The sequence below is a fragment of the Chryseobacterium vaccae genome (genome assembly GCF_009602705.1).
GTDB classification, from domain to species: Bacteria; Bacteroidota; Bacteroidia; order Flavobacteriales; family Weeksellaceae; genus Chryseobacterium; species Chryseobacterium vaccae.
In genome coordinates, this window is record NZ_VSWH01000001.1 from 3,927,022 (window position 1) to 3,950,000 (window position 22,979).

10 protein-coding genes, 4 tRNA genes and 5 rRNA genes (1 of these 19 running past the window's edge) are annotated in these 22,979 nt (G+C 40.9%); 18 read left to right on the top strand and 1 reads right to left on the bottom strand.

Annotated elements, in window-relative coordinates:
• The 6 genes from FW768_RS17915 to metF all read left to right on the top strand — a co-directional run bounded on the left by FW768_RS17915 (position 1) and on the right by metF (position 8,909).
• Positions 1–1,539: an ACT domain-containing protein gene (locus tag FW768_RS17915; protein WP_153397739.1), complete on the top strand. Its 1,539-nt coding sequence runs from the start codon at positions 1–3 to the stop codon at positions 1,537–1,539.
• Positions 1,540–1,692: 153 nt separating this feature from the next.
• Entirely contained in the window at positions 1,693–2,853 is a 1,161-nt protein-coding gene (locus FW768_RS17920; protein ID WP_153397741.1) for an O-succinylhomoserine sulfhydrylase, read from the top strand.
• A gap of 182 nt (positions 2,854–3,035) precedes the next feature.
• Entirely contained in the window at positions 3,036–4,046 is a 1,011-nt protein-coding gene (locus FW768_RS17925; protein WP_153397743.1) for a homocysteine S-methyltransferase family protein, read from the top strand.
• Between the two features lie 84 nt (positions 4,047–4,130).
• Positions 4,131–5,222 carry a fatty acid desaturase family protein gene (locus FW768_RS17930; RefSeq protein ID WP_153397745.1) on the top strand — a complete coding sequence of 364 codons (1,092 nt, stop codon included), beginning with the start codon at positions 4,131–4,133 and terminating at the stop codon, positions 5,220–5,222.
• 6 nt (positions 5,223–5,228) lie between these two features.
• Positions 5,229–7,886: a methionine synthase gene (gene metH, locus FW768_RS17935; RefSeq protein ID WP_153397747.1), complete on the top strand. Its 2,658-nt coding sequence runs from the start codon at positions 5,229–5,231 to the stop codon at positions 7,884–7,886.
• Between the two features lie 63 nt (positions 7,887–7,949).
• On the top strand, positions 7,950–8,909 hold the full coding sequence (gene metF, locus FW768_RS17940; protein ID WP_153397748.1) for a methylenetetrahydrofolate reductase [NAD(P)H]: 960 nt from the start codon (positions 7,950–7,952) through the stop codon (positions 8,907–8,909).
• A gap of 51 nt (positions 8,910–8,960) precedes the next feature.
• On the opposite strand, the gene FW768_RS17945 is transcribed toward metF, so the two are convergent.
• Positions 8,961–10,115 (bottom strand): hypothetical protein, encoded by a 1,155-nt coding sequence (locus FW768_RS17945; protein WP_153397750.1) that lies wholly within the window; start codon positions 10,113–10,115, stop codon positions 8,961–8,963.
• Positions 10,116–10,214: 99 nt separating this feature from the next.
• Between FW768_RS17945 and folE the strand changes: the two genes are divergently transcribed.
• From folE to FW768_RS18005, 12 genes are all read left to right on the top strand, one after another.
• Complete coding sequence (gene folE, locus FW768_RS17950) at positions 10,215–10,883, top strand: GTP cyclohydrolase I FolE (protein WP_062700950.1); 669 nt, start codon at positions 10,215–10,217, stop codon at positions 10,881–10,883.
• A 2-nt stretch (positions 10,884–10,885) separates the two neighbouring features.
• Positions 10,886–11,317, top strand: coding sequence for a DinB family protein (locus tag FW768_RS17955; protein ID WP_153397752.1), 432 nt, complete (start codon positions 10,886–10,888; stop codon positions 11,315–11,317).
• 121 nt (positions 11,318–11,438) lie between these two features.
• Entirely contained in the window at positions 11,439–12,905 is a 1,467-nt protein-coding gene (gene cysS, locus FW768_RS17960) for a cysteine--tRNA ligase (protein ID WP_153397754.1), read from the top strand.
• 1,197 nt (positions 12,906–14,102) lie between these two features.
• Positions 14,103–15,619: ribosomal RNA gene (locus tag FW768_RS17965) — 16S ribosomal RNA — on the top strand.
• A gap of 207 nt (positions 15,620–15,826) precedes the next feature.
• Positions 15,827–15,900: transfer RNA gene (locus tag FW768_RS17970), tRNA-Ile, on the top strand.
• Between the two features lie 82 nt (positions 15,901–15,982).
• Positions 15,983–16,056 (top strand) — tRNA-Ala (locus FW768_RS17975).
• 157 nt (positions 16,057–16,213) lie between these two features.
• A 23S ribosomal RNA gene (locus FW768_RS17980) occupies positions 16,214–18,973 on the top strand.
• Between the two features lie 157 nt (positions 18,974–19,130).
• Positions 19,131–19,239: ribosomal RNA gene (gene rrf / locus FW768_RS17985) — 5S ribosomal RNA — on the top strand.
• A 1,247-nt stretch (positions 19,240–20,486) separates the two neighbouring features.
• A 16S ribosomal RNA gene (locus tag FW768_RS17990) occupies positions 20,487–22,003 on the top strand.
• A 207-nt stretch (positions 22,004–22,210) separates the two neighbouring features.
• A tRNA-Ile gene (locus tag FW768_RS17995) sits at positions 22,211–22,284 on the top strand.
• Between the two features lie 82 nt (positions 22,285–22,366).
• Positions 22,367–22,440 (top strand) — tRNA-Ala (locus FW768_RS18000).
• Positions 22,441–22,597: 157 nt separating this feature from the next.
• Positions 22,598–22,979: ribosomal RNA gene (locus FW768_RS18005) — 23S ribosomal RNA — on the top strand (it continues 2,378 nt past the right edge of the window).
• Together the 16S, 23S and 5S rRNA genes with 4 tRNA genes alongside form the textbook arrangement of a ribosomal RNA operon.

The window sequence follows — 22,979 nt, forward strand, 5'->3', positions numbered from 1 at the left end:
ATGAAAAATGCTAACGAAATAAAATTTTTAAAGAACAGATCAATTATCAAATTTGAAGGAGAAGATTTCTTGGGAGAAATAGGAATTGATGGACGAATTTTTAAAGCGCTGACTTTAGCGCGAATCAGTGTAGGGGTGATTTCTCAGCAAGCAATAGAAAACGGAATCTCTATTTTGGTTCATGAAAATGATGCAGAAAAAGCAGTGTCATGTCTCATTGATGAATTTGAAGCAGAAAGAAAATCAGGAAAAGTTTCACAGATCTATAGTATCAATAATGTCTCTGTCATTGGTTTTGTAGCAGAAGACTTCAATAAGGTTTTTGCAGAACTGGCAAGAAATAATGTCTTCCCATTGCTGTTAAATCAGGTTGCCGGTGAGAACAGGGTAAACATTGTAGTAACTTCTTCACAGGATGAAAAAACCAAAAACATCATAGAATCTGAAATCTTCAAAAAACCAAAGACCGTTCATCTGGCAATTATTGGTCATGGCAACGTTGGAAAAACCCTGATAGAACAGGTCCTGGAATCTGCAGAAGAAATTAAAAGACGTAAAAAAATAGACCTTAAAGTTGTAGCAGTAGCCAATTCAAAGAAAATAGCTTTCAATAAAAAGGGTTTTGATGCCAACTGGACAGATGAGGTTTTGACAGCAGAGCATCCGTCAAACGTTCAGGAACTCATCAATTTCTCCAATGAAAATCAACTGGAAAACCTGATCGTAGTAGATAATACTGCCAGCAAAGACTTCGTAAAAAATTATCATGCTTTGGCTGAAAACGGATTTGATCTGGTTTCTTCCAATAAAATATTTAACACTCTTCCAATCGAAGAATACCGTAAACTAAGATATACATTAAGTAAAAATAACAGACGTTATCTGTATGAAACCAATGTAGGAGCTGGCCTCCCATTGATTGATACCATTAAACTTCTTCACCTTTCAGGAGAGAATATCACCAGAATAAAAGGCGTATTCTCCGGAACATTGAGCTATGTTTTCAATAACTTTTCTTTGAGAGATGATAAATTTTCCACAATCATCAACGAAGCTCTGGAAAAAGGATATACAGAACCGGACCCAAGAGAAGATCTATCTGGAAATGATGTGGCAAGAAAATTATTAATACTGTCAAGAGAATTAGATTTAATTAACGAGTTTGGAGATATCAACATTCAAAATCTGGTTCCTGAAAATTTACTTTCAGTTTCAAAAACAGAATTCCTTTCAAGACTGGAAGAGCTGGATGAAGAATATCAGAAAATCAAAGAAAATCAGGAGCCTGGCCATGTGTTGAGATATGTTGGTGACTTACACGGTGATTTACAGAAAGAAAAAGGTGAATTGGATGTAAAATTAATTTCCGTTCCTGCAACTTCAGCCTTAGGACAGTTGAAAGGCTCAGATTCCATCTTTGAGATCTATACAGAAAGCTACGGTGAAAACCCTATCGTGATCATGGGAGCCGGAGCCGGAGCACAGGTAACTGCAAGAGGCGTCTTCGGAGATATTTTAAGAGTAAGCGAAACAAAATAGATTGATTGTCAAAGTCCCAAAGGGACGATTTAACCCAGGATAGAACGCAGTCCTATCAAACTATCAAACAAAACGCATCAATCAATCAACAAACGTATTAAACAAAATCAAATAATATAGCCCCCTGTGCCGTATTATCAAAATTAAAACTATATGGAAAATTTCGAAACATCAGCAATAAGAACCCAAACAGAAAGGTCTCAGTTTGATGAACATTCCACACCGTTATATCTTACCTCCAGCTTTATTTTTCAGGATGCGGAGGATATGAGAGCGAGTTTTGCTGAAGAAAAACCTAAAAATCTGTACAGTCGTTTTTCAAACCCTAACGTAAGCGAATTCACAGAAAAAATTGCTAAAATGGAAGGAGCAGAAGCAGGATATGCATTTGCAACAGGAATGGCTGCAATCTATTCTACATTTGCGGCTTTGCTGAATGCAGGAGATCATATCGTAAGCTGTCAGTCTGTTTTCGGATCTACTCATACACTTTTTACAAAGTATTTCCCGAAATGGAATATTGAAACCACCTATTTTAAAGCAGAAGATGCCGGAAATGTAGAACAGTACATTCAGCCTAATACAAAGATTTTATATCTGGAAACACCTACCAATCCGGCTATTGAAATTCTGGATCTTGAATTTTTTGGAAAGATCGCGAAAAAGCATAACCTGATATTTATTGTAGACAACTGTTTTGCAACACCTTACCTTCAGCAGCCTGTGAAATATGGTGCCGATATTGTTGTACATTCTGCAACAAAGCTGATCGACGGACAGGGTAGAGTATTAGGAGGTGTGGCAGTAGGAAAGGAAGACCTTATCAGAGAAATCTATCTTTTTGCAAGAAACACAGGACCGGCAATGTCCCCTTTCAACGCTTGGGTATTGTCAAAAAGCTTGGAAACATTGGCCATCCGTGTAGAAAAACATTGTGAAAATGCTTTGAAAGTGGCAGAATTCTTAGAAGGTCATCCTAATGTAGAATTGGTAAAATATCCGTTCCTGCAGTCTCATCCAAGTTATGAAGTGGCAAAAAAGCAAATGAAGTTGGGAGGAAATATCGTGGCCTTTGAAATTAAAGGAGGAATTGAGGGAGGAAGAAATTTCCTGGATAAGATAAAAATGTGCTCGCTTTCTGCTAACCTTGGTGATACAAGAACGATTGTAACGCACCCTGCATCAACCACCCACTCCAAACTGACGGATGAAGAACGCAACGAAGTAGGAATTACCGCAGGCCTTGTACGTTGCTCGGTAGGCTTGGAATACGTAGATGACATCATAGCAGATTTGAAACAGGCATTAGACTAATTCAACAAACAGAGCCCCGAAGAGGCGGTTTATCTTAGGTTTGGTAGGCTGTTCAGTAGGTATGGAATATGTAGATAACATCATTGCAAATCTGAAACAGGCATTAGATTAACCAATAAAAAGAGCCCCAAAGGGGCGATTTAACAAGCATAGGACGCAATCCTATGCTCTATCAAAGAAATATGAAAAATTCAGAACAATTATATAAAGCCTTATCCGAAAGAATATTAATTCTCGACGGAGCCATGGGAACCATGCTTCAACGATATAAGTTCGAAGAAGAAGACTACCGCGGTGAACGCTTCAAAGACTGGGAGCATCCTGTAAAGGGAAATAATGACCTCCTTTCCCTTACACAGCCGCAAGCCATTGAAGAGGTGCACAGAAAATATCTGGAAGCAGGAGCCGATATTATCGAAACCAATACATTCTCCGGAACAACCATTGCGATGGCAGATTATCATATGGAAGATCTGGTATATGATCTGAATTATGAATCTGCAAAAATTGCCAGAAAAGTATGTGATGAATTTACAGCTCAGAACCCTGATAAAACAAGATTTGTTGCAGGTTCAATAGGACCTACGAACAGAACGGCAAGTTTAAGTCCCGATGTTAATGATCCCGGATACAGAGCTATTACCTTTGAAGAACTCAGAGTAGCATACAAACAGCAATGTGAAGCTTTGCTGGATGGAGGCTCAGATATTCTGCTGGTAGAAACTATTTTTGATACCCTGAATGCAAAAGCTGCTCTGTTTGCAATTGATGAAATTCAGGACGAAAGAAACATCAAAATTCCGATCATGGTTTCAGGAACAATTACAGATGCTTCAGGAAGAACGCTAAGCGGCCAGACTGCTGAAGCTTTCCTGATCTCAGTATCACACCTGAACTTGTTAAGCGTAGGATTCAATTGTGCATTAGGAGCAGATCAGCTGACGCCTTATCTGGAAACACTGGCCCATAATTCAGAGTTCTATATCTCTGCTTATCCGAATGCCGGGCTTCCTAATGCTTTCGGAAAATATGATGAAACTCCGGAAGATATGGCCAGACAAATCAAAGAATATACAGAAAAAGGATTGATTAATATTATAGGAGGATGCTGCGGAACAACTCCCGATCACATCAAAGCAATTGCAGATTTAGTGGCAGAATATCCGCCAAGAAAATTGAAGAAATTTGTCTGATTTAATAGATTTTTTTAATTAAAACAGCGAATGAAGACTAGGTTATAAATATTATCTTTAAATAAACCACAAAATTTAAAAATAATGGAAAAGCCGAGTTACTTAAAAGATTCAGACGATGTCAAATTGTTTAATGAGCTGAGAAAGAAAGTGAACCAAAGAGTAGAAGCCATTCCTGAAAACCGGGATATTTATATTAAGATCAAAGCAGTGATCCTGCCTTTGATCTACTTTGGGTTGTATTTTTTTGCCATGTTTCATACAGATTCACGTTGGGTTTATATTTCCAGTTTTGTTTTAATGGGATTTTCCCTGGTTCTGATTTATTTGAATTTAATTCATGAAGCTGCCCATAATAATATTTATAAAAGCAAAAGGTTGAATGCTTTGGTATTGCAGATTTTTGATTTTGTAGGAGCCAATTCCTACATCTGGAAAAAAAGACATATCGCAAGCCATCATGCCTATCCGAATGTGGACGGATGGGATACAGATATAGAACAGAGCGGTTTGTTGCTGATTGTTCCATGGATCAAAGCTAAAGGTGTTCAGAAATACCAACACAGATTTTTCTTTCTGGTATATCCGCTTTATCTGTTCAACTGGATGTTTATCCGGGATTTCAGAGACTTTTTTGATAAAGAAAGAGTCATTCTGAAAACACAGGGAACCATTCCGGTGATAGAGAAGGTAAAAATGGTGAGCTATAAACTGTTTTACTTCTTTTATCAGATTGTGGTTCCGGTTGTGTTCTTTAAAGTACCAATCGGTTTGGCCTTGGGAGCATGGTTTCTGCAAGTGATTGCGGCAAGTATTTTTGCACTGTTTGTTCTCCTGCCTCTGCACCCACTTCCGGATAATGCCTTTCCGAAACTGGATCAGAAAAACGGACTTCCGTTCAGCTGGCTTCGTCATCAGATGGAAGTAACGAATGACTTGCGGGAAAATAACTGGCTGGTAAGAAATGTACTGGGAAACTTTAACTTCCATGTTGCCCACCACCTCTTTCCGAATTACAGTTATATGTACTATAATGAAATTACGGAAGAGATCGAGGTATTTGCAAAAGAACATGATCTGGCCTATAAAAGGTTCCCGATTTTTAAAGCTTTAGGCAAACATGTAGATCTGCTGAAACAGAATGCAAAAAATGCCTACTATATTTTAGAAGAATAAAAATTAATGAAATATTTAAGATTATCAGGCCTTGAGCCTCTTATCATAACACCGGAAAGCAACTTCATCAATGTAGGTGAAAGGACTAATGTTGCCGGATCCAAAAAATTTTTAAGACTGATCAAAGAGGAGAAATTCTCTGAAGCACTCGATATTGCCCGTCATCAGGTTGAAGGAGGTGCACAGATTCTGGATGTGAATTTCGATGACGGATTACTTGATGGAAAAGCCTCCATGATCAAATTCCTTAACCTGATTGCTTCAGAACCTGATATTGCAAGAATACCAATCATGGTAGATTCTTCCAAATGGGAAATTCTCGAAGCCGGACTTCAGGTAGCTCAGGGAAAATGTGTGGTGAACTCCATCAGTCTGAAAGGAGGAGAAGAAGAATTCATCAAACAGGCTAAAGCTGTAAAAAGATACGGAGCAGCAGTTATCGTAATGGCATTTGATGAGGAAGGGCAGGCAGATAATCTCGAACGGAGAATTGAAATTTCAAAAAGGTCTTACGACATCCTTGTCAATCAGGTAAATTTTCCCGCGGAAGATATTATTTTCGACTTGAATATTTTCCCGGTAGCCACCGGAATGGAAGAACACAGAAAGAATGCACTCGATTTTATTGAAGCCACAAGATGGGTAAGACAGAACCTTCCTTATGCTTCGGTAAGTGGGGGAGTGAGCAATGTTTCCTTTTCCTTCCGTGGAAATGATACCGTAAGAGAAGCAATGCACTCAGTATTCCTTTATCATGCGATTCAGGCGGGAATGAATATCGGTATCGTAAATCCTGCGATGCTGGAAGTATATGATGAGATCAATAAAGAGCTGCTGGAACTCGTAGAAGACGTGATTCTCGACAGAAGAGATGATGCCACAGAGCGACTTCTCGATTATTCCGAAAAACATAAATCAGTTAAAAAAGAAAAGACTGAAGATCTTGAATGGAGAAATCATCCATTGCAGGAAAGAATTACCCATGCTTTGGTTAAGGGAATCGATCGTTTCATCGAAGAAGATGTAGAAGAAGCCAGACAGCAGGCTGCAAAACCACTCCATGTTATCGAAATCAATCTGATGACCGGAATGGGAGTTGTGGGTGACCTCTTCGGAAGCGGAAAAATGTTTCTTCCCCAAGTCGTAAAATCAGCAAGGGTAATGAAAAAAGCCGTTGCTTATCTGCAGCCTTTTATTGAAGCTGAAAAAGACGGTTCAAGACCTGCTAACGGTAAAATTCTGATGGCTACAGTAAAAGGAGACGTTCACGATATCGGAAAAAATATTGTGAGTGTGGTATTGGGATGTAATAACTATGAAATTGTAGATCTCGGAGTAATGGTACCTGCCGAAAAGATCATCCAGACAGCGATTGCAGAAAAAGTAGATGTAATCGGATTAAGCGGATTAATTACGCCAAGCCTTGATGAAATGGTATACATCGCCTCAGAATTAGAAAGACAAAATCTTGATTTTCCTTTATTGATTGGTGGTGCTACCACTTCAAAAGCACATACCGCAGTGAAAATTGATTTAAAATATAAAAATGCAGTCGTTCACGTAAATGATGCTTCCAGAGCAGTGAACGTGGTAAGTTCTCTTTTAGGAGACAGAAATAAAGAATACGTTTCAGATTTAAAAAATGACTATTCAGATTTCAGAGAAAAATTCCTGAACAGACAGGTAGATAAAGACTACGTTTCAATTGAAGAAGCCCGCGAAAACAATTTTACCATAGACTGGAAAAACGAAGACATCTTTACACCGAATAATTTAGGAGTAACCGTTATAGAAAATCAGGACCTTAATGAGCTTCTTCCGTTTGTCGACTGGTCGCCGTTCTTCAGAAGCTGGGATCTACATGGTAAATACCCCAATATTTTAGAAGATGAGGTAGTAGGAGTTCAGGCCAAAGAATTATTTAAAGATGCACAGGTCATTCTCAAGAGGATTCTTGATGAGAAACTTCTGCAGGCAAAAGCCGTTTTTGGAGTTTTTAAAGCCAATTCCAATGAAACGGATGACATTATTGTTTTCGATGAACATAATAAAGAACAGGCAAGATTCTTAAGCCTTAGACAGCAGGCTCAGAGATCAAAAGGAAAAGAATATTTAGCATTAAGTGATTTTATTGCACCACAGAATTCCGGTAAAACAGATTATGTAGGAGCTTTCTGCGTAACAACAGGCTTCGGAACGGATGAACTTGCCTCTGAATATGAAAAAGCTAATGATGATTATAATGCCATCATGGTAAAAGCCCTTGCTGACAGATTTGCAGAAGCCTATGCTGAATTTTTACACAAAAAAGTAAGAACAGAATATTGGGGATACGCCAATCAGGAAGATCTGAGCAATGAAGATCTGATTGCCGAAAAATATAAAGGAATCCGCCCTGCTCCGGGATATCCAGCCTGTCCTGACCATCTGGAAAAGAAAACCATCTGGGATCTTTTAAAAGTGGAAGAAAATACAGGTGTTTTCCTTACCGAAAGTTTAGCAATGTTTCCTACGGCGTCCGTATCAGGGTATTATTTCGGAAGCCCGCATGCCAAATATTTCGGTCTTGGAAAAATTACAGAAGATCAGCTGAAAGACTATGCCAGGAGAAGAGGATGTAGCATTGAAGAAGCAGGAAAATGGCTGTCTCCCAATTTAGCTTAAAATTATGGTTGGTTAAAAACGATAAAAGCCAGCCTGTAACAGCAAAAAAATAACTGACAAGAAATGAAGATAACAGATCATATAAAAAACGCAAATGGAAAAACTTTATTCTCCCTGGAAGTTGTTCCGCCCCAAAAAGGAATAGGAATTGAAGATCTCTATACCAATATAGATCCTTTAATGGAATTCAAGCCGCCATTCATTGATGTAACGACTTCCAGAGAAGAGTATATCTATCTTGATAAAGGAAATGGGCTTATGGAACGCCGTATCACAAGAATGCGTCCGGGAACTTTGGGAATCTGTGCCGCTATTCAGCATAAATATAACGTAGATACCGTTCCCCATCTGCTGTGCGGAGGATTTACCAAAGAAGAAACAGAATATCTGCTGGTAGATTGTATGTATTTGGGTATTGATAACGTTATGGCATTAAGAGGAGATGCAATGAAAGGACATCAATATTTCGAACCTACTCAGGGAGGACATGCCAGTGCAATGGATCTTGTTCACCAGATCAATGACCTGGGAAGAGGGAAATATCTTCATAACGAAGATACAGTTTGCGATGAACTTAATAAATTCTGCATAGGAGTAGCCGGGTATCCTGAAAAACATATGGAAGCTCCTTCCATCAATTATGATCTGAAATGGCTGAAGCAAAAAGTAGATGCCGGAGCCGATTATATCGTAACCCAGATGTTCTTTGATAATAAAAAATTCATTGAATTTGTACAGAAAGCAAGAGAAATGGGAATCACGGTTCCTATCATTCCGGGAATCAAGCCTATTGCCACAAAAAAACATTTAAAAATACTCCCTCAGGTTTTCAAGATCGATCTTCCTGAAGAATTGATCAGTGAAGTGGAAAATGCTAAAAACAATGAAGCCGTAAAACAGATCGGGGTAGAGTGGGCGATTACCCAATGCCGGGAACTGCTGGATTTCGGAGTTCCTGTACTACACTTTTACTCAATGGGAAAAAGTGATAACATTAAAAAAGTAGCCGGTGAGCTATTCTAATAAAGTATCAAAATGAAAGGTACCCTGCTGTTCAACGGCAGGGTTTTTATTTTAAAGATAAGGATGTCTCTCAAACTCCTGATTACGGTCAAATAAATACCGGTAAGTAGCCAGTTTTCTGGTCACTGTTGTATTAAGGCTTTCTGCAATTTTGATCATTTTAGGATTAAAATCCCCGATCCATTGCAGTTCTGTGGTTTTAAAATCCGTATGCTTCCGCAGATGCTGTGTCCCTTCCCAGATCATATAGCCGTCAATCCCTTTTTTTTGCCACTCAGGAACAACTCCGAAAACAAGGCCTACCATCTTCTCGTTTTTTCTGAATTTCTTCATCCATAAAAATTTAAGCTTTTCTATAATACCAAATCTGCCGTGAAGATGTTTAAACCATTGATTAACGTCTGGAATATTCATCCACATGGCAATAGGCTTTTCATTTTCATAAACAAACCATGAAATATGTTCATTAATGGCAGGCTTCATGGTCTTGAACATTTTCAGAACTTTTGCTTCCTCTATCTGTTTCCCTTCGCCGTGGCAGGCCCAGGCACGATTGTAAATTTCTGTAAAATCTTTTGCAAATTTTGGGAGATTGTTCTTTTTCAAAGGTTGGGAAGAAATTTCCGGATTTCGGCTGTGTTTGGTATGCATAACCGTAAAAACCCTCGGAACCTCAGAGAAAATAGGCCGTGAAAAACAAAGCTGTTCAAAATAAACCTTAAAACCATAGTTTTCAAACAAATCTTTATAATAAGGAAGATGATAATTCATCCCATACAGCGGTTCATGGAATCCCTCAACTAAAAGTCCCCAGAACTTATCCCGTTCACCGAAATTAATCGGTCCGTCCATCGCTTCCATACCTCTTTCCTGAAGCCATTTTTTACAGTGGTCAAAAATAAAATCAGCGGTCTGTTGATCATTCATACAGTCAAAAAAACCAATTCCGCCCGTCGGCTGTTTCTGCTCATAATCATGATGGATGAAAACTGCAACTTTTCCTAACGTTTCAGACTGCTTGTTTTTGAATAGAAAACGAGTACATTCACCGTTGTTGAAGAACCTGTTTTTTTCAGGATCAAAAATTTCATTGATGGTTTTATCTAAAGGTCTGATATAGTTTTTATCATGCTGATAAAGTCTGGATGGGAATTCTAAAAATTCCTTTTTCTGAGTTGGGTTCTGTACTTCTTCAACAATAATCATAGGCCTGGATAGAAAGTAGGAGATGAAAGATGATGTTTTTCGTTTAATTTAAAATAGACGAATAAATATTATCCGTATTTTTGTGCAAATTAAATAAAAATGGTTGATTTTACTGATAACGACGATGATATTTTCACTGGAAAAGAACATACGCCTATAAGGAAAGATGCTTTTGATAAATCGCCAGAGGAAAAAATAGAAAAAATAACACAGCTTTTTGGAGAGATCATGGAAACTTTGGGAATGGATATGACAGATGATTCATTAAAAGATTCCCCGAAACGTGTGGCCAAGATGTATGTAAACGAAATTTTTGGAGGACTTCTTCCCGAAAATAAACCGGGAATTTCTACATTCTCCAATAAATATAAATACCGTCAGATGCTGGTGGAAAAGGATATTACCGTATATTCTTTCTGTGAACACCATTTTTTGCCGATCATCGGAAGAGCCCATGTTGCTTACATCTCAAATGGTGAAGTAATTGGTCTTTCGAAGATCAACAGAATTGTGGATTATTATGCAAAAAGACCTCAGGTACAGGAAAGACTTACCATGCAGATCGTGGATGCGCTCAAAGAAGCACTTGGCACAAAAGATGTAGCATGTATCATCGATGCAAAACACCTGTGTGTAAACTGTAGAGGAATAAAAGATACGGCGAGCTCTACCATTACCGCAGAATTAAGTGGTATTTTCAGAACGAACCCTATTACAAGGCAGGAATTCCTGCACTATGTGGGAAGTCATGCCAAATTAGATTATTAATAATGGACTATCAGATTCTTAAAAATATTGTAGAATCAGAACTTCTGAGATTCAAAAATATCTCCGAAGAAGAATGGTCTCATAAAATTTCACCTGAAAAATGGTCGAAAAAAGAAATTTTAGGCCATCTTTGTGATAGTGCATTAACGAATATCAGAAGATTTGTGGTAACTCAATATAAAGAGAATGATAATATTGTTTATGATCAGGATTTTTGGGTAAAAGCACAAAACTATCAGAATATTCCGACGGATGAGATCATCAGCCTTTGGAATATTCTGAACTGGCAGATTGTTCACACCGTAGAAAACATTCCGGATGAAGCTTTGAAAAGAACCTGTGATACAACCAAAACAACTCCGCAGGTTTTCACGCTGGAATATATTATTCAGGATTATATTGATCACCTGAAGTATCATTTAAAAGCAATTTAAATATGATAAAATTTAAAAAAGTCGCAGATAAAATTTTCATCACAACAATTATTTGTTGTGGATAGAATTATTTTGACTAATTTTTGAATCTTAATCATTAAATCTTTTAATTAAAAAATAAATGCAACTAAAAATATACAACTCGCTTACAGCGGAAAAAGAAATATTCAAACCAATTTTAGAAGGAAACGTAGGAATGTATGTCTGCGGTCCTACCGTGTACAGCAATGTACATTTGGGAAATGTAAGAACTTTCCTTTCCTTTGATTTTATCTACCGTACCCTGACACATTTAGGGTACAAAGTAAGATATGTAAGAAATATTACCGATGCCGGTCACCTTACCGATGACGGAAACGTAGAAAACGACAGATTCGTAAAGCAGACCCGCCTTGAAAAGCTGGAACCAATGGAGATCGTACAGAAATATACAGTAGATTTCCATAAAGTTTTAGATATGTTCAACCTGCTTCCACCAAATATTGAGCCTACAGCTACCGGTCATATTGTAGAACAGATTGAGCTTACACAAAAATTAATAGAAAGAGGCTTCGCTTACGAAAGTAATGGCTCCGTTTACTTCGATGTATTAGAATACAACAGAAGAGGATTAAACTATGGCGAACTTTCAAAGCGTAATATAGAAGAACTTTTTGCGAATACCCGTGACCTTGACGGACAAGGGGAGAAGAAGAATCCACAGGATTTTGCACTTTGGAAAAAAGCTTCTCCTGCTCACATCATGAGATGGAACTCTCCCTGGGGTGAAGGATTTCCGGGATGGCACCTTGAATGTACCGCAATGAGTACAAAATATCTGGGCGAAACTTTCGACATCCACGGAGGCGGAATGGATTTGAAATTCCCACACCATGAATGTGAAATTGCCCAAGGAAAAGCCTGCAATGATGCTGCTCCGGTAAATTATTGGATGCATGCCAATATGCTGACGATGAATTCCCAGCGTATGAGCAAATCCACAGGAAACTACATCCTTCCGATGCAATTGGTGACAGGAGAAAATGACTTCTTTGAAAAACCTTTCCACCCGTCAATTGTCCGTTTCTGCTTCCTGCAGGCACATTACAGAAGTGTGCTGGATATTTCCAATGACGCAATGATTGCCAGTGAAAAAGGATTCATCAGATTGATGGAGGCCCTTAAAGTAGTAAACTCCATTACTCCGGATGACGGGAAACAGTCAGGATTCAGCCTTCAGGATTGGAAAAATAAAGCTTACGATGCACTTACCGATGACTTCAACTCTCCGGTTCTCATTGCGCATCTATTCGAAGCAGTGAAGTACATCTTCGCCCTGAAAGACGAGAAAGAAACCATTTCATCTGCAGATCTTGAAGATTTGAAATCCACTCTGAATGCTTTTGTTTTTGACGTATTAGGGCTTCAGGCAGTAGAAGAAAATAACTATGAAAAGCTGGATCAGACTTTAAAAGTTCTAATAGAGCTCAGAAATCAGGCCAGAAGATCAAAAAATTTCGAACTCTCAGATCAGATCAGAGATAAGCTGCTTGCCGAAGGAATAGAATTAAAAGACGGAAGAGACGGAACAACTTACGTTCTGAATTAAAAACAATAAAATTTCAATCAATATAATTCCGTAGGAATCCAGATAAGTTAATCATCAGGATTCTTACGGAATGTTTTTTTGAGGATCAATCATATATAACTTATCCTCCATACCATTTTCAGATGAGGTGCCTTATCCATTATACTGAAACTTTTTATTCTCCAATTAATCAGAAGCTGTTTCCCGCTATTCGCTTCTACTCCTCAGGCTTTACTTTCCGCGGCATTTCCAGCGTCTTTCCAGTGCATGTTGCGGGGTAACCGCTGCTATCGGGGCTAGTGAGGTGTACCTTTTATGATGATTATTCATGAAAGAATTCTTTCTCCCAATTATTTAATGATACTCATTCCAATCCCTCTTTCGGATTCTTCCATTAAAAAACGCCCATTGTCCCCAATATATCTCTATTATATATAGACTCTGGGGAAGAGGCTTGCCAATCTCCTCTTAATAAATCGTGTGTACATGTCTTCCCTATTCACTAGGAACGGGTTTTAACCTCTTCCCCTAAAAACAATCCCTCCAATGCGTCTTTAGCCAAACCCTATTATAGCATTTTTGAAATCCCTCGTATTAATAAGCCTATCTATTATATATAAAGCAGCATTTCCGTCGTCTAACTATGCCCAAGAGCCTCTTTCCAAAGCATCGTAAAAACAAATCCGCCATTGTTAATAACTCTGTATATCTCCTAACACGCATGAAACAAGCATTTTAAAAGGTATACTTATCCACAATATAAATATTATATGAATTTTATGTTAAGTAAGTTTGTTTTATGACGGTATAAGTTGTTATCTTTGCCGCACTGAAAACGAGAGATTATCAGTAAGCGCAGAAGAATAAAAAACACTCTAAGTATTCATTTAAGGAGACCGAAAAAACTTTATAAAATAAGTTTTGTGGAATTAAAAAAAATGTTTACCTTTGCAGTCCGGTTTGCCGGGAAGCGCAGGAGTTAAGGATTGAGTTTTAGAGAGGGGTTAAGGTTACTAAAAAAACTTTAAAATTTTCTTTCAAAACATTTGGTCATTAAGAAATAAGTTATTACTTTTGCAACCGCAAATAAGGAACAGAACGACAGAGAGAGTTCTTTATGAAAGCGGAAAGATATAAAGATCATTGACATACAATATAACAACCAAGTAAGGAAAAACTAAAGCGTTAAGAAACTTTGAGTGAGCTCGGGACAAACATACAATGGAGAGTTTGATCCTGGCTCAGGATGAACGCTAGCGGGAGGCCTAACACATGCAAGCCGAGCGGTATTTGTCTTTCGGGACAGAGAGAGCGGCGTACGGGTGCGGAACACGTGTGCAACCTGCCTTTATCTGGGGGATAGCCTTTCGAAAGGAAGATTAATACCCCATAATATATTGACTGGCATCAGTTGATATTGAAAACTCCGGTGGATAGAGATGGGCACGCGCAAGATTAGATAGTTGGTGAGGTAACGGCTCACCAAGTCTACGATCTTTAGGGGGCCTGAGAGGGTGATCCCCCACACTGGTACTGAGACACGGACCAGACTCCTACGGGAGGCAGCAGTGAGGAATATTGGACAATGGGTGCAAGCCTGATCCAGCCATCCCGCGTGAAGGATGACGGCCCTATGGGTTGTAAACTTCTTTTGTATAGGGATAAACCTAGATACGTGTATCTAGCTGAAGGTACTATACGAATAAGCACCGGCTAACTCCGTGCCAGCAGCCGCGGTAATACGGAGGGTGCAAGCGTTATCCGGATTTATTGGGTTTAAAGGGTCCGTAGGCTGATGTGTAAGTCAGTGGTGAAATCTCACAGCTTAACTGTGAAACTGCCATTGATACTGCATGTCTTGAGTGTTGTTGAAGTAGCTGGAATAAGTAGTGTAGCGGTGAAATGCATAGATATTACTTAGAACACCAATTGCGAAGGCAGGTTACTAAGCAACAACTGACGCTGATGGACGAAAGCGTGGGGAGCGAACAGGATTAGATACCCTGGTAGTCCACGCCGTAAACGATGCTAACTCGTTTTTGGATTTTCGGATTCAGAGACTAAGCGAAAGTGATAAGTTAGCCACCTGGGGAGTACGTTCGCAAGAATGAAACTCAAAGGAATTGACGGGGGCCCGCACAAGCGGTGGATTATGTGGTTTAATTCGATGATACGCGAGGAACCTTACCAAGGCTTAAATGGGAAATGACAGGTTTAGAAATAGACTTTTCTTCGGACATTTTTCAAGGTGCTGCATGGTTGTCGTCAGCTCGTGCCGTGAGGTGTTAGGTTAAGTCCTGCAACGAGCGCAACCCCTGTCACTAGTTGCCATCATTAAGTTGGGGACTCTAGTGAGACTGCCTACGCAAGTAGAGAGGAAGGTGGGGATGACGTCAAATCATCACGGCCCTTACGCCTTGGGCCACACACGTAATACAATGGCCGGTACAGAGGGCAGCTACACAGCGATGTGATGCAAATCTCGAAAGCCGGTCTCAGTTCGGATTGGAGTCTGCAACTCGACTCTATGAAGCTGGAATCGCTAGTAATCGCGCATCAGCCATGGCGCGGTGAATACGTTCCCGGGCCTTGTACACACCGCCCGTCAAGCCATGGAAGTCTGGGGTACCTGAAGTCGGTGACCGTAACAGGAGCTGCCTAGGGTAAAACAGGTAACTAGGGCTAAGTCGTAACAAGGTAGCCGTACCGGAAGGTGCGGCTGGAACATCTCATTTTAGAGCGTTGAAGAACGTTAAACAAAATTAAGTATCGTAAGATACACACGAACTTACTTAAAGTTCAGCTTTAGTTTTTTATTTGGTTGATATATAAAACAATACAACACCCACTAGAAATTAGTAAAAGGGATTGAGACGAGAGGAAAGATAAAAGAAAAAGCTAAGTCTGGTATCTATTATCTGAAATCTGTTAGTCTAACAGACAGTCTCGTAGCTCAGCTGGTTAGAGCGCTACACTGATAATGTAGAGGTCGGCAGTTCGAGCCTGCCCGAGACTACTAATTAAAGCGGTAAGCAATAAGCATTAAGCTGGAGGCATTAAGCCTTGGTTTTATAGCGTAAAGCCTACAGCACCTAGAGGGGGAATTAGCTCAGCTGGCTAGAGCGCCTGCCTTGCACGCAGGAGGTCAAGGGTTCGACTCCCTTATTCTCCACATAGTGGATGTTTTAATCTTAAAAAAGCAAATAGAGCCAAAAACAATATTTGCGGGTTAAAGCAGAAATAGCATTAAAGATCATTGACATTAACGGTAAAGACATCACAAAGAGAAAACCGAGCGCATAAAAGCGCTTGAGTAACCTAAAAATAGGAAAGAAATCGTTAAGGGCGTATGGCGGATGCCTAGGCTTTCAGAGGCGAAGAAGGACGTGGTAAGCTGCGAAAAGCTGCGGGGATCGGCACACACGAATAGATCCGCAGATGTCCGAATGGGGCAACCCGGCATGTTGAAGACATGTCATCCCTTAGGGGAAGCAAACCCGGAGAACTGAAACATCTAAGTACCCGGAGGAAAAGAAATCGAAGAGATTCCGTAAGTAGTGGCGAGCGAAAGCGGATTAGCCCAAAAGCTGATATATGTTTAATAGAATGTTCTGGAAAGAACAGCCGTAGAGGGTGATAGCCCCGTATATGAAAGGCATATTTGAGTGATAAATGAGTAGGGCGGGACACGTGAAATCCTGTCTGAATATGGGGGGACCATCCTCCAAGGCTAAATACTCCTGAAAGACCGATAGTGAACAAGTACTGTGAAGGAAAGGTGAAAAGCACTTCGAATAGAAGGGTGAAATAGAACCTGAAACCGTACGCCTACAAGCGGTCGGAGCAGCATTAAGCTGTGACGGCGTGCCTTTTGCATAATGAGCCTACGAGTTAATTTTACTAGCGAGGTTAAGGTATTAAGTACCGGAGCCGGAGCGAAAGCGAGTCTGAATAGGGCGGTTAGTTAGTAGGATTAGACGCGAAACCTTGTGATCTACCCATGGGCAGGTTGAAGCTCTGGTAACACAGAGTGGAGGACCGAACCGGTTGACGTTGAAAAGTCTTCGGATGACCTGTGGGTAGGGGTGAAAGGCCAATCAAACTGGGAGATAGCTCGTACTCTCCGAAATGCATTTAGGTGCAGCGTCGATGTTAAGTTTATTAGAGGTAGAGCTACTGATTGGATGCGGGGGTTTCACCACCTACCAATTCCTGACAAACTCCGAATGCTAATAAATGTTCGTCGGCAGTGAGGGCATGGGTGCTAAGGTCCATGTCCGAGAGGGAAAGAACCCAGACCAACAGCTAAGGTCCCCAAATATATGTTAAGTTGAAGCAACGCGGTTGGACTGCATTGACAGCTAGGATGTTGGCTTGGAAGCAGCCATTCATTTAAAGAGTGCGTAACAGCTCACTAGTCGAGCGGTCCGGCATGGATAATAATCGGGCATAAACATATTACCGAAGCTATGGATTTATACCTTAGGGGTATATCTGGTAGGAGAGCATTCTATTTGCGCCGAAGCAGTACTGTGAGGTATTGTGGAGCGGATAGAAAAGAAAATGTAGGCATAAGTAACGATAAAGGGGGCGAGAAACCCCCTCACCGAAAGACTAAGGTTTCCTCAGCCATGCTAATCAGCTGAGGGTTAGTCGGGACCTAACGCGAACCCGAAAGGGGTAGTGGATGGACAATGGGTTAATATTCCCATACTTGCTCAAGAATAAAGGGGACGGTTGGATGTAGCTGCTGGAGACTGACGGAATAGTCAAGGCCTAGCCTTCGGGCGAAGCTGCTGTAGTGTAATCTGATCCAAGAAAAGCCGAATTGAAGCAACCCGTACCAAAACCGACACAGGTAGTCGAGGAGAGAATCCTAAGGTGCTCGAGTGAGTCGTGGCTAAGGAACTAGGCAAAATAGTCTCGTAACTTCGGAAGAAGAGACGCCATCAGCAATGGTGGCCGCAGTGAAGAGGCCCAGGCGACTGTTTATCAAAAACACAGGACTCTGCTAAATCGAAAGATGCTGTATAGGGTCTGACACCTGCCCGGTGCTGGAAGGTTAAGGAAGGTGCTTAGGGTTAAACCGAAGGCATTAACTGAAGCCCCAGTAAACGGCGGCCGTAACTATAACGGTCCTAAGGTAGCGAAATTCCTTGTCGGGTAAGTTCCGACCTGCACGAATGGTGTAACGATCTGGGCACTGTCTCAGCCACGAGCTCGGTGAAATTGTAGTATCGGTGAAGATGCCGATTACCCGCAATGGGACGAAAAGACCCTGTGAACCTTTACTATAACTTCGTATTGACTTTGAGTAAGTAATGTGTAGGATAGGTGGGAGGCTTTGAAGCCGGCACGCTAGTGTTGGTGGAGCCAACGTTGAAATACCACCCTTTACTTACTTGGAGCCTAACTTCTGAATTGAAGGACATTGCGTGGTGGGTAGTTTGACTGGGGTGGTCGCCTCCAAAAGAGTAACGGAGGCTTTCAAAGGTACCCTCAGCACGCTTGGTAACCGTGCGTAGAGTGTAATGGCATAAGGGTGCTTGACTGTGAGACCAACAAGTCGATCAGGTGCGAAAGCAGGACATAGTGATCCGGTGGTTCCGTATGGAAGGGCCATCGCTCATAGGATAAAAGGTACTCCGGGGATAACAGGCTAGTCTCCCCCAAGAGCTCACATCGACGGGGAGGTTCGGCACCTCGATGTCGGCTCGTCACATCCTGGGGCTGGAGAAGGTCCCAAGGGTTGGGCTGTTCGCCCATTAAAGTGGCACGCGAGCTGGGTTCAGAACGTCGTGAGACAGTTCGGTCTCTATCTATTGCGGGCGTTAGATGTTTGAGAGGGCTTGATTCTAGTACGAGAGGACCGAATTGAACAAACCTCTGGTGTATCAGTTGTACCGCCAGGTGCACCGCTGAGTAGCTACGTTTGGAAGAGATAAGCACTGAAAGCATATAAGTGCGAAACTCGCCTCAAGATGAGACATCTTTTAAGGGTCGTGGGAGATGACCACGTTGATAGGCTATAGGTGTAAAGGCAGTAATGTCATAGCCGAGTAGTACTAATTACCCGTAGATTTATAGCCTATAGGTTGCTATAACAAATATAATTTAAATTATACAAGCCTTTTATGCGCAGTTAAGGTTTTGTCTTTGTGAAAGTTTTTATCGATAAAAAAGCAGTATGCTTTACGCTGTAAGCTTGAAGCTTATAGCCTACTGCCTACAGCTATATACCTTCTTTAGGGTGGTTTTAGCGGTGGGGCTCACCTGTTCCCATTCCGAACACAGAAGTTAAGCCCACCAGCGCCGATGGTACTGCGACAAGCGGGAGAGTAGGCCGCCGCCAGTTTTTATATTATTAGAAAGTCTCATACAGTTTTGTATGAGACTTTTTTTTGTTGTATACTGCACCCATTATTTTTGAGCTATAAGCTATAAGCTATAAGCTATAAGCTATAAGCTATAAGCAGTACGCTGGTAAGCTCCGTAGGAGCGCCCTGTTAATAGCATAGATTCATATTATGTTTTGGATTTGCTAGTCCTGTAAGGGCGGCCTGTAGCTATAATATCTGATTAATCAAAATAAAGAATACAAAATCCCGTACAAAATAATGTACGGGATTTTTTTGTCTTAAACTTTTAGAAACATTTAATTGATAAACAATATATTCAATAGAAGCGGGCTAAAGCCTGCTTACAGCAAAGCAGAACAGAAAAGCTTTAGCCAAAATCTAGATTCCAATATTTTTAACAATATTTTTTAATATCTGTAAAATAAAGATCTGCTCAATCCGCCTGATTAGCGAGAATTATTAAACATGAAGTTCCGTGCTGCCTGTGGGATTTGTTTGAAAATAATCTTTCCAGTTCTTAAATATTGTTTTCTATAATAATACTTCCTTTTATATCCAGTCCGTTTTCCACATGTTTCCTCTAATATTTTCCTTACACTAAACCTAGCTTATCCTCCAGACTTTGAAGTTTTTTTTCCTGGCTTTATTCCTGGTCTCCATCTTGTTTTCCAGTATTTTGAGGATCTCTCCACAACTATTAACTAATAATCTGTTATTGTGGATAAGTCTACTATTCCATTAACGTATTCAAAAATAGAATCTTATGACAATACTTATCCACAATATAAATATTATATGAATTTTATGTTAAGTAAGTTTGTTTTATGACGGTATAAGTTGTTATCTTTGCCGCACTGAAAACGAGAGATTATCAGTAAGCGCAGAAGAATAAAAAACACTCTAAGTATTCATTTAAGGAGACCGAAAAAACTTTATAAAATAAGTTTTGTGGAATTAAAAAAAATGTTTACCTTTGCAGTCCGGTTTGCCGGGAAGCGCAGGAGTTAAGGATTGAGTTTTAGAGAGGGGTTAAGGTTACTAAAAAAACTTTAAAATTTTCTTTCAAAATATTTGGTCATTAAGAAATAAGTTATTACTTTTGCAACCGCAAATAAGGAACAGAACGACAGAGAGAGTTCTTTATGAAAGCGGAAAGATATAAAGATCATTGACATACAATATAACAACCAAGTAAGGAAAAACTAAAGCGTTAAGAAACTTTGAGTGAGCTCGGGACAAACATACAATGGAGAGTTTGATCCTGGCTCAGGATGAACGCTAGCGGGAGGCCTAACACATGCAAGCCGAGCGGTATTTGTCTTTCGGGACAGAGAGAGCGGCGTACGGGTGCGGAACACGTGTGCAACCTGCCTTTATCTGGGGGATAGCCTTTCGAAAGGAAGATTAATACCCCATAATATATTGACTGGCATCAGTTGATATTGAAAACTCCGGTGGATAGAGATGGGCACGCGCAAGATTAGATAGTTGGTGAGGTAACGGCTCACCAAGTCTACGATCTTTAGGGGGCCTGAGAGGGTGATCCCCCACACTGGTACTGAGACACGGACCAGACTCCTACGGGAGGCAGCAGTGAGGAATATTGGACAATGGGTGCAAGCCTGATCCAGCCATCCCGCGTGAAGGATGACGGCCCTATGGGTTGTAAACTTCTTTTGTATAGGGATAAACCTAGATACGTGTATCTAGCTGAAGGTACTATACGAATAAGCACCGGCTAACTCCGTGCCAGCAGCCGCGGTAATACGGAGGGTGCAAGCGTTATCCGGATTTATTGGGTTTAAAGGGTCCGTAGGCTGATGTGTAAGTCAGTGGTGAAATCTCACAGCTTAACTGTGAAACTGCCATTGATACTGCATGTCTTGAGTGTTGTTGAAGTAGCTGGAATAAGTAGTGTAGCGGTGAAATGCATAGATATTACTTAGAACACCAATTGCGAAGGCAGGTTACTAAGCAACAACTGACGCTGATGGACGAAAGCGTGGGGAGCGAACAGGATTAGATACCCTGGTAGTCCACGCCGTAAACGATGCTAACTCGTTTTTGGATTTTCGGATTCAGAGACTAAGCGAAAGTGATAAGTTAGCCACCTGGGGAGTACGTTCGCAAGAATGAAACTCAAAGGAATTGACGGGGGCCCGCACAAGCGGTGGATTATGTGGTTTAATTCGATGATACGCGAGGAACCTTACCAAGGCTTAAATGGGAAATGACAGGTTTAGAAATAGACTTTTCTTCGGACATTTTTCAAGGTGCTGCATGGTTGTCGTCAGCTCGTGCCGTGAGGTGTTAGGTTAAGTCCTGCAACGAGCGCAACCCCTGTCACTAGTTGCCATCATTAAGTTGGGGACTCTAGTGAGACTGCCTACGCAAGTAGAGAGGAAGGTGGGGATGACGTCAAATCATCACGGCCCTTACGCCTTGGGCCACACACGTAATACAATGGCCGGTACAGAGGGCAGCTACACAGCGATGTGATGCAAATCTCGAAAGCCGGTCTCAGTTCGGATTGGAGTCTGCAACTCGACTCTATGAAGCTGGAATCGCTAGTAATCGCGCATCAGCCATGGCGCGGTGAATACGTTCCCGGGCCTTGTACACACCGCCCGTCAAGCCATGGAAGTCTGGGGTACCTGAAGTCGGTGACCGTAACAGGAGCTGCCTAGGGTAAAACAGGTAACTAGGGCTAAGTCGTAACAAGGTAGCCGTACCGGAAGGTGCGGCTGGAACATCTCATTTTAGAGCGTTGAAGAACGTTAAACAAAATTAAGTATCGTAAGATACACACGAACTTACTTAAAGTTCAGCTTTAGTTTTTTATTTGGTTGATATATAAAACAATACAACACCCACTAGAAATTAGTAAAAGGGATTGAGACGAGAGGAAAGATAAAAGAAAAAGCTAAGTCTGGTATCTATTATCTGAAATCTGTTAGTCTAACAGACAGTCTCGTAGCTCAGCTGGTTAGAGCGCTACACTGATAATGTAGAGGTCGGCAGTTCGAGCCTGCCCGAGACTACTAATTAAAGCGGTAAGCAATAAGCATTAAGCTGGAGGCATTAAGCCTTGGTTTTATAGCGTAAAGCCTACAGCACCTAGAGGGGGAATTAGCTCAGCTGGCTAGAGCGCCTGCCTTGCACGCAGGAGGTCAAGGGTTCGACTCCCTTATTCTCCACATAGTGGATGTTTTAATCTTAAAAAAGCAAATAGAGCCAAAAACAATATTTGCGGGTTAAAGCAGAAATAGCATTAAAGATCATTGACATTAACGGTAAAGACATCACAAAGAGAAAACCGAGCGCATAAAAGCGCTTGAGTAACCTAAAAATAGGAAAGAAATCGTTAAGGGCGTATGGCGGATGCCTAGGCTTTCAGAGGCGAAGAAGGACGTGGTAAGCTGCGAAAAGCTGCGGGGATCGGCACACACGAATAGATCCGCAGATGTCCGAATGGGGCAACCCGGCATGTTGAAGACATGTCATCCCTTAGGGGAAGCAAACCCGGAGAACTGAAACATCTAAGTACCCGGAGGAAAAGAAATCGAAGAGATTCCGTAAGTAGTGGCGAGCGAAAGCGGATTAGCCCAAAAGCTGATATATGTTTAATAGAATGTTCTGGAAAGAACAGCCGTAGAGGGTGATAGCCCCGTATATGAAAGGCATATTTGAGTGATAAATGAGTAGGGCGGGACACGTGAAATCCTGTCTGAATATG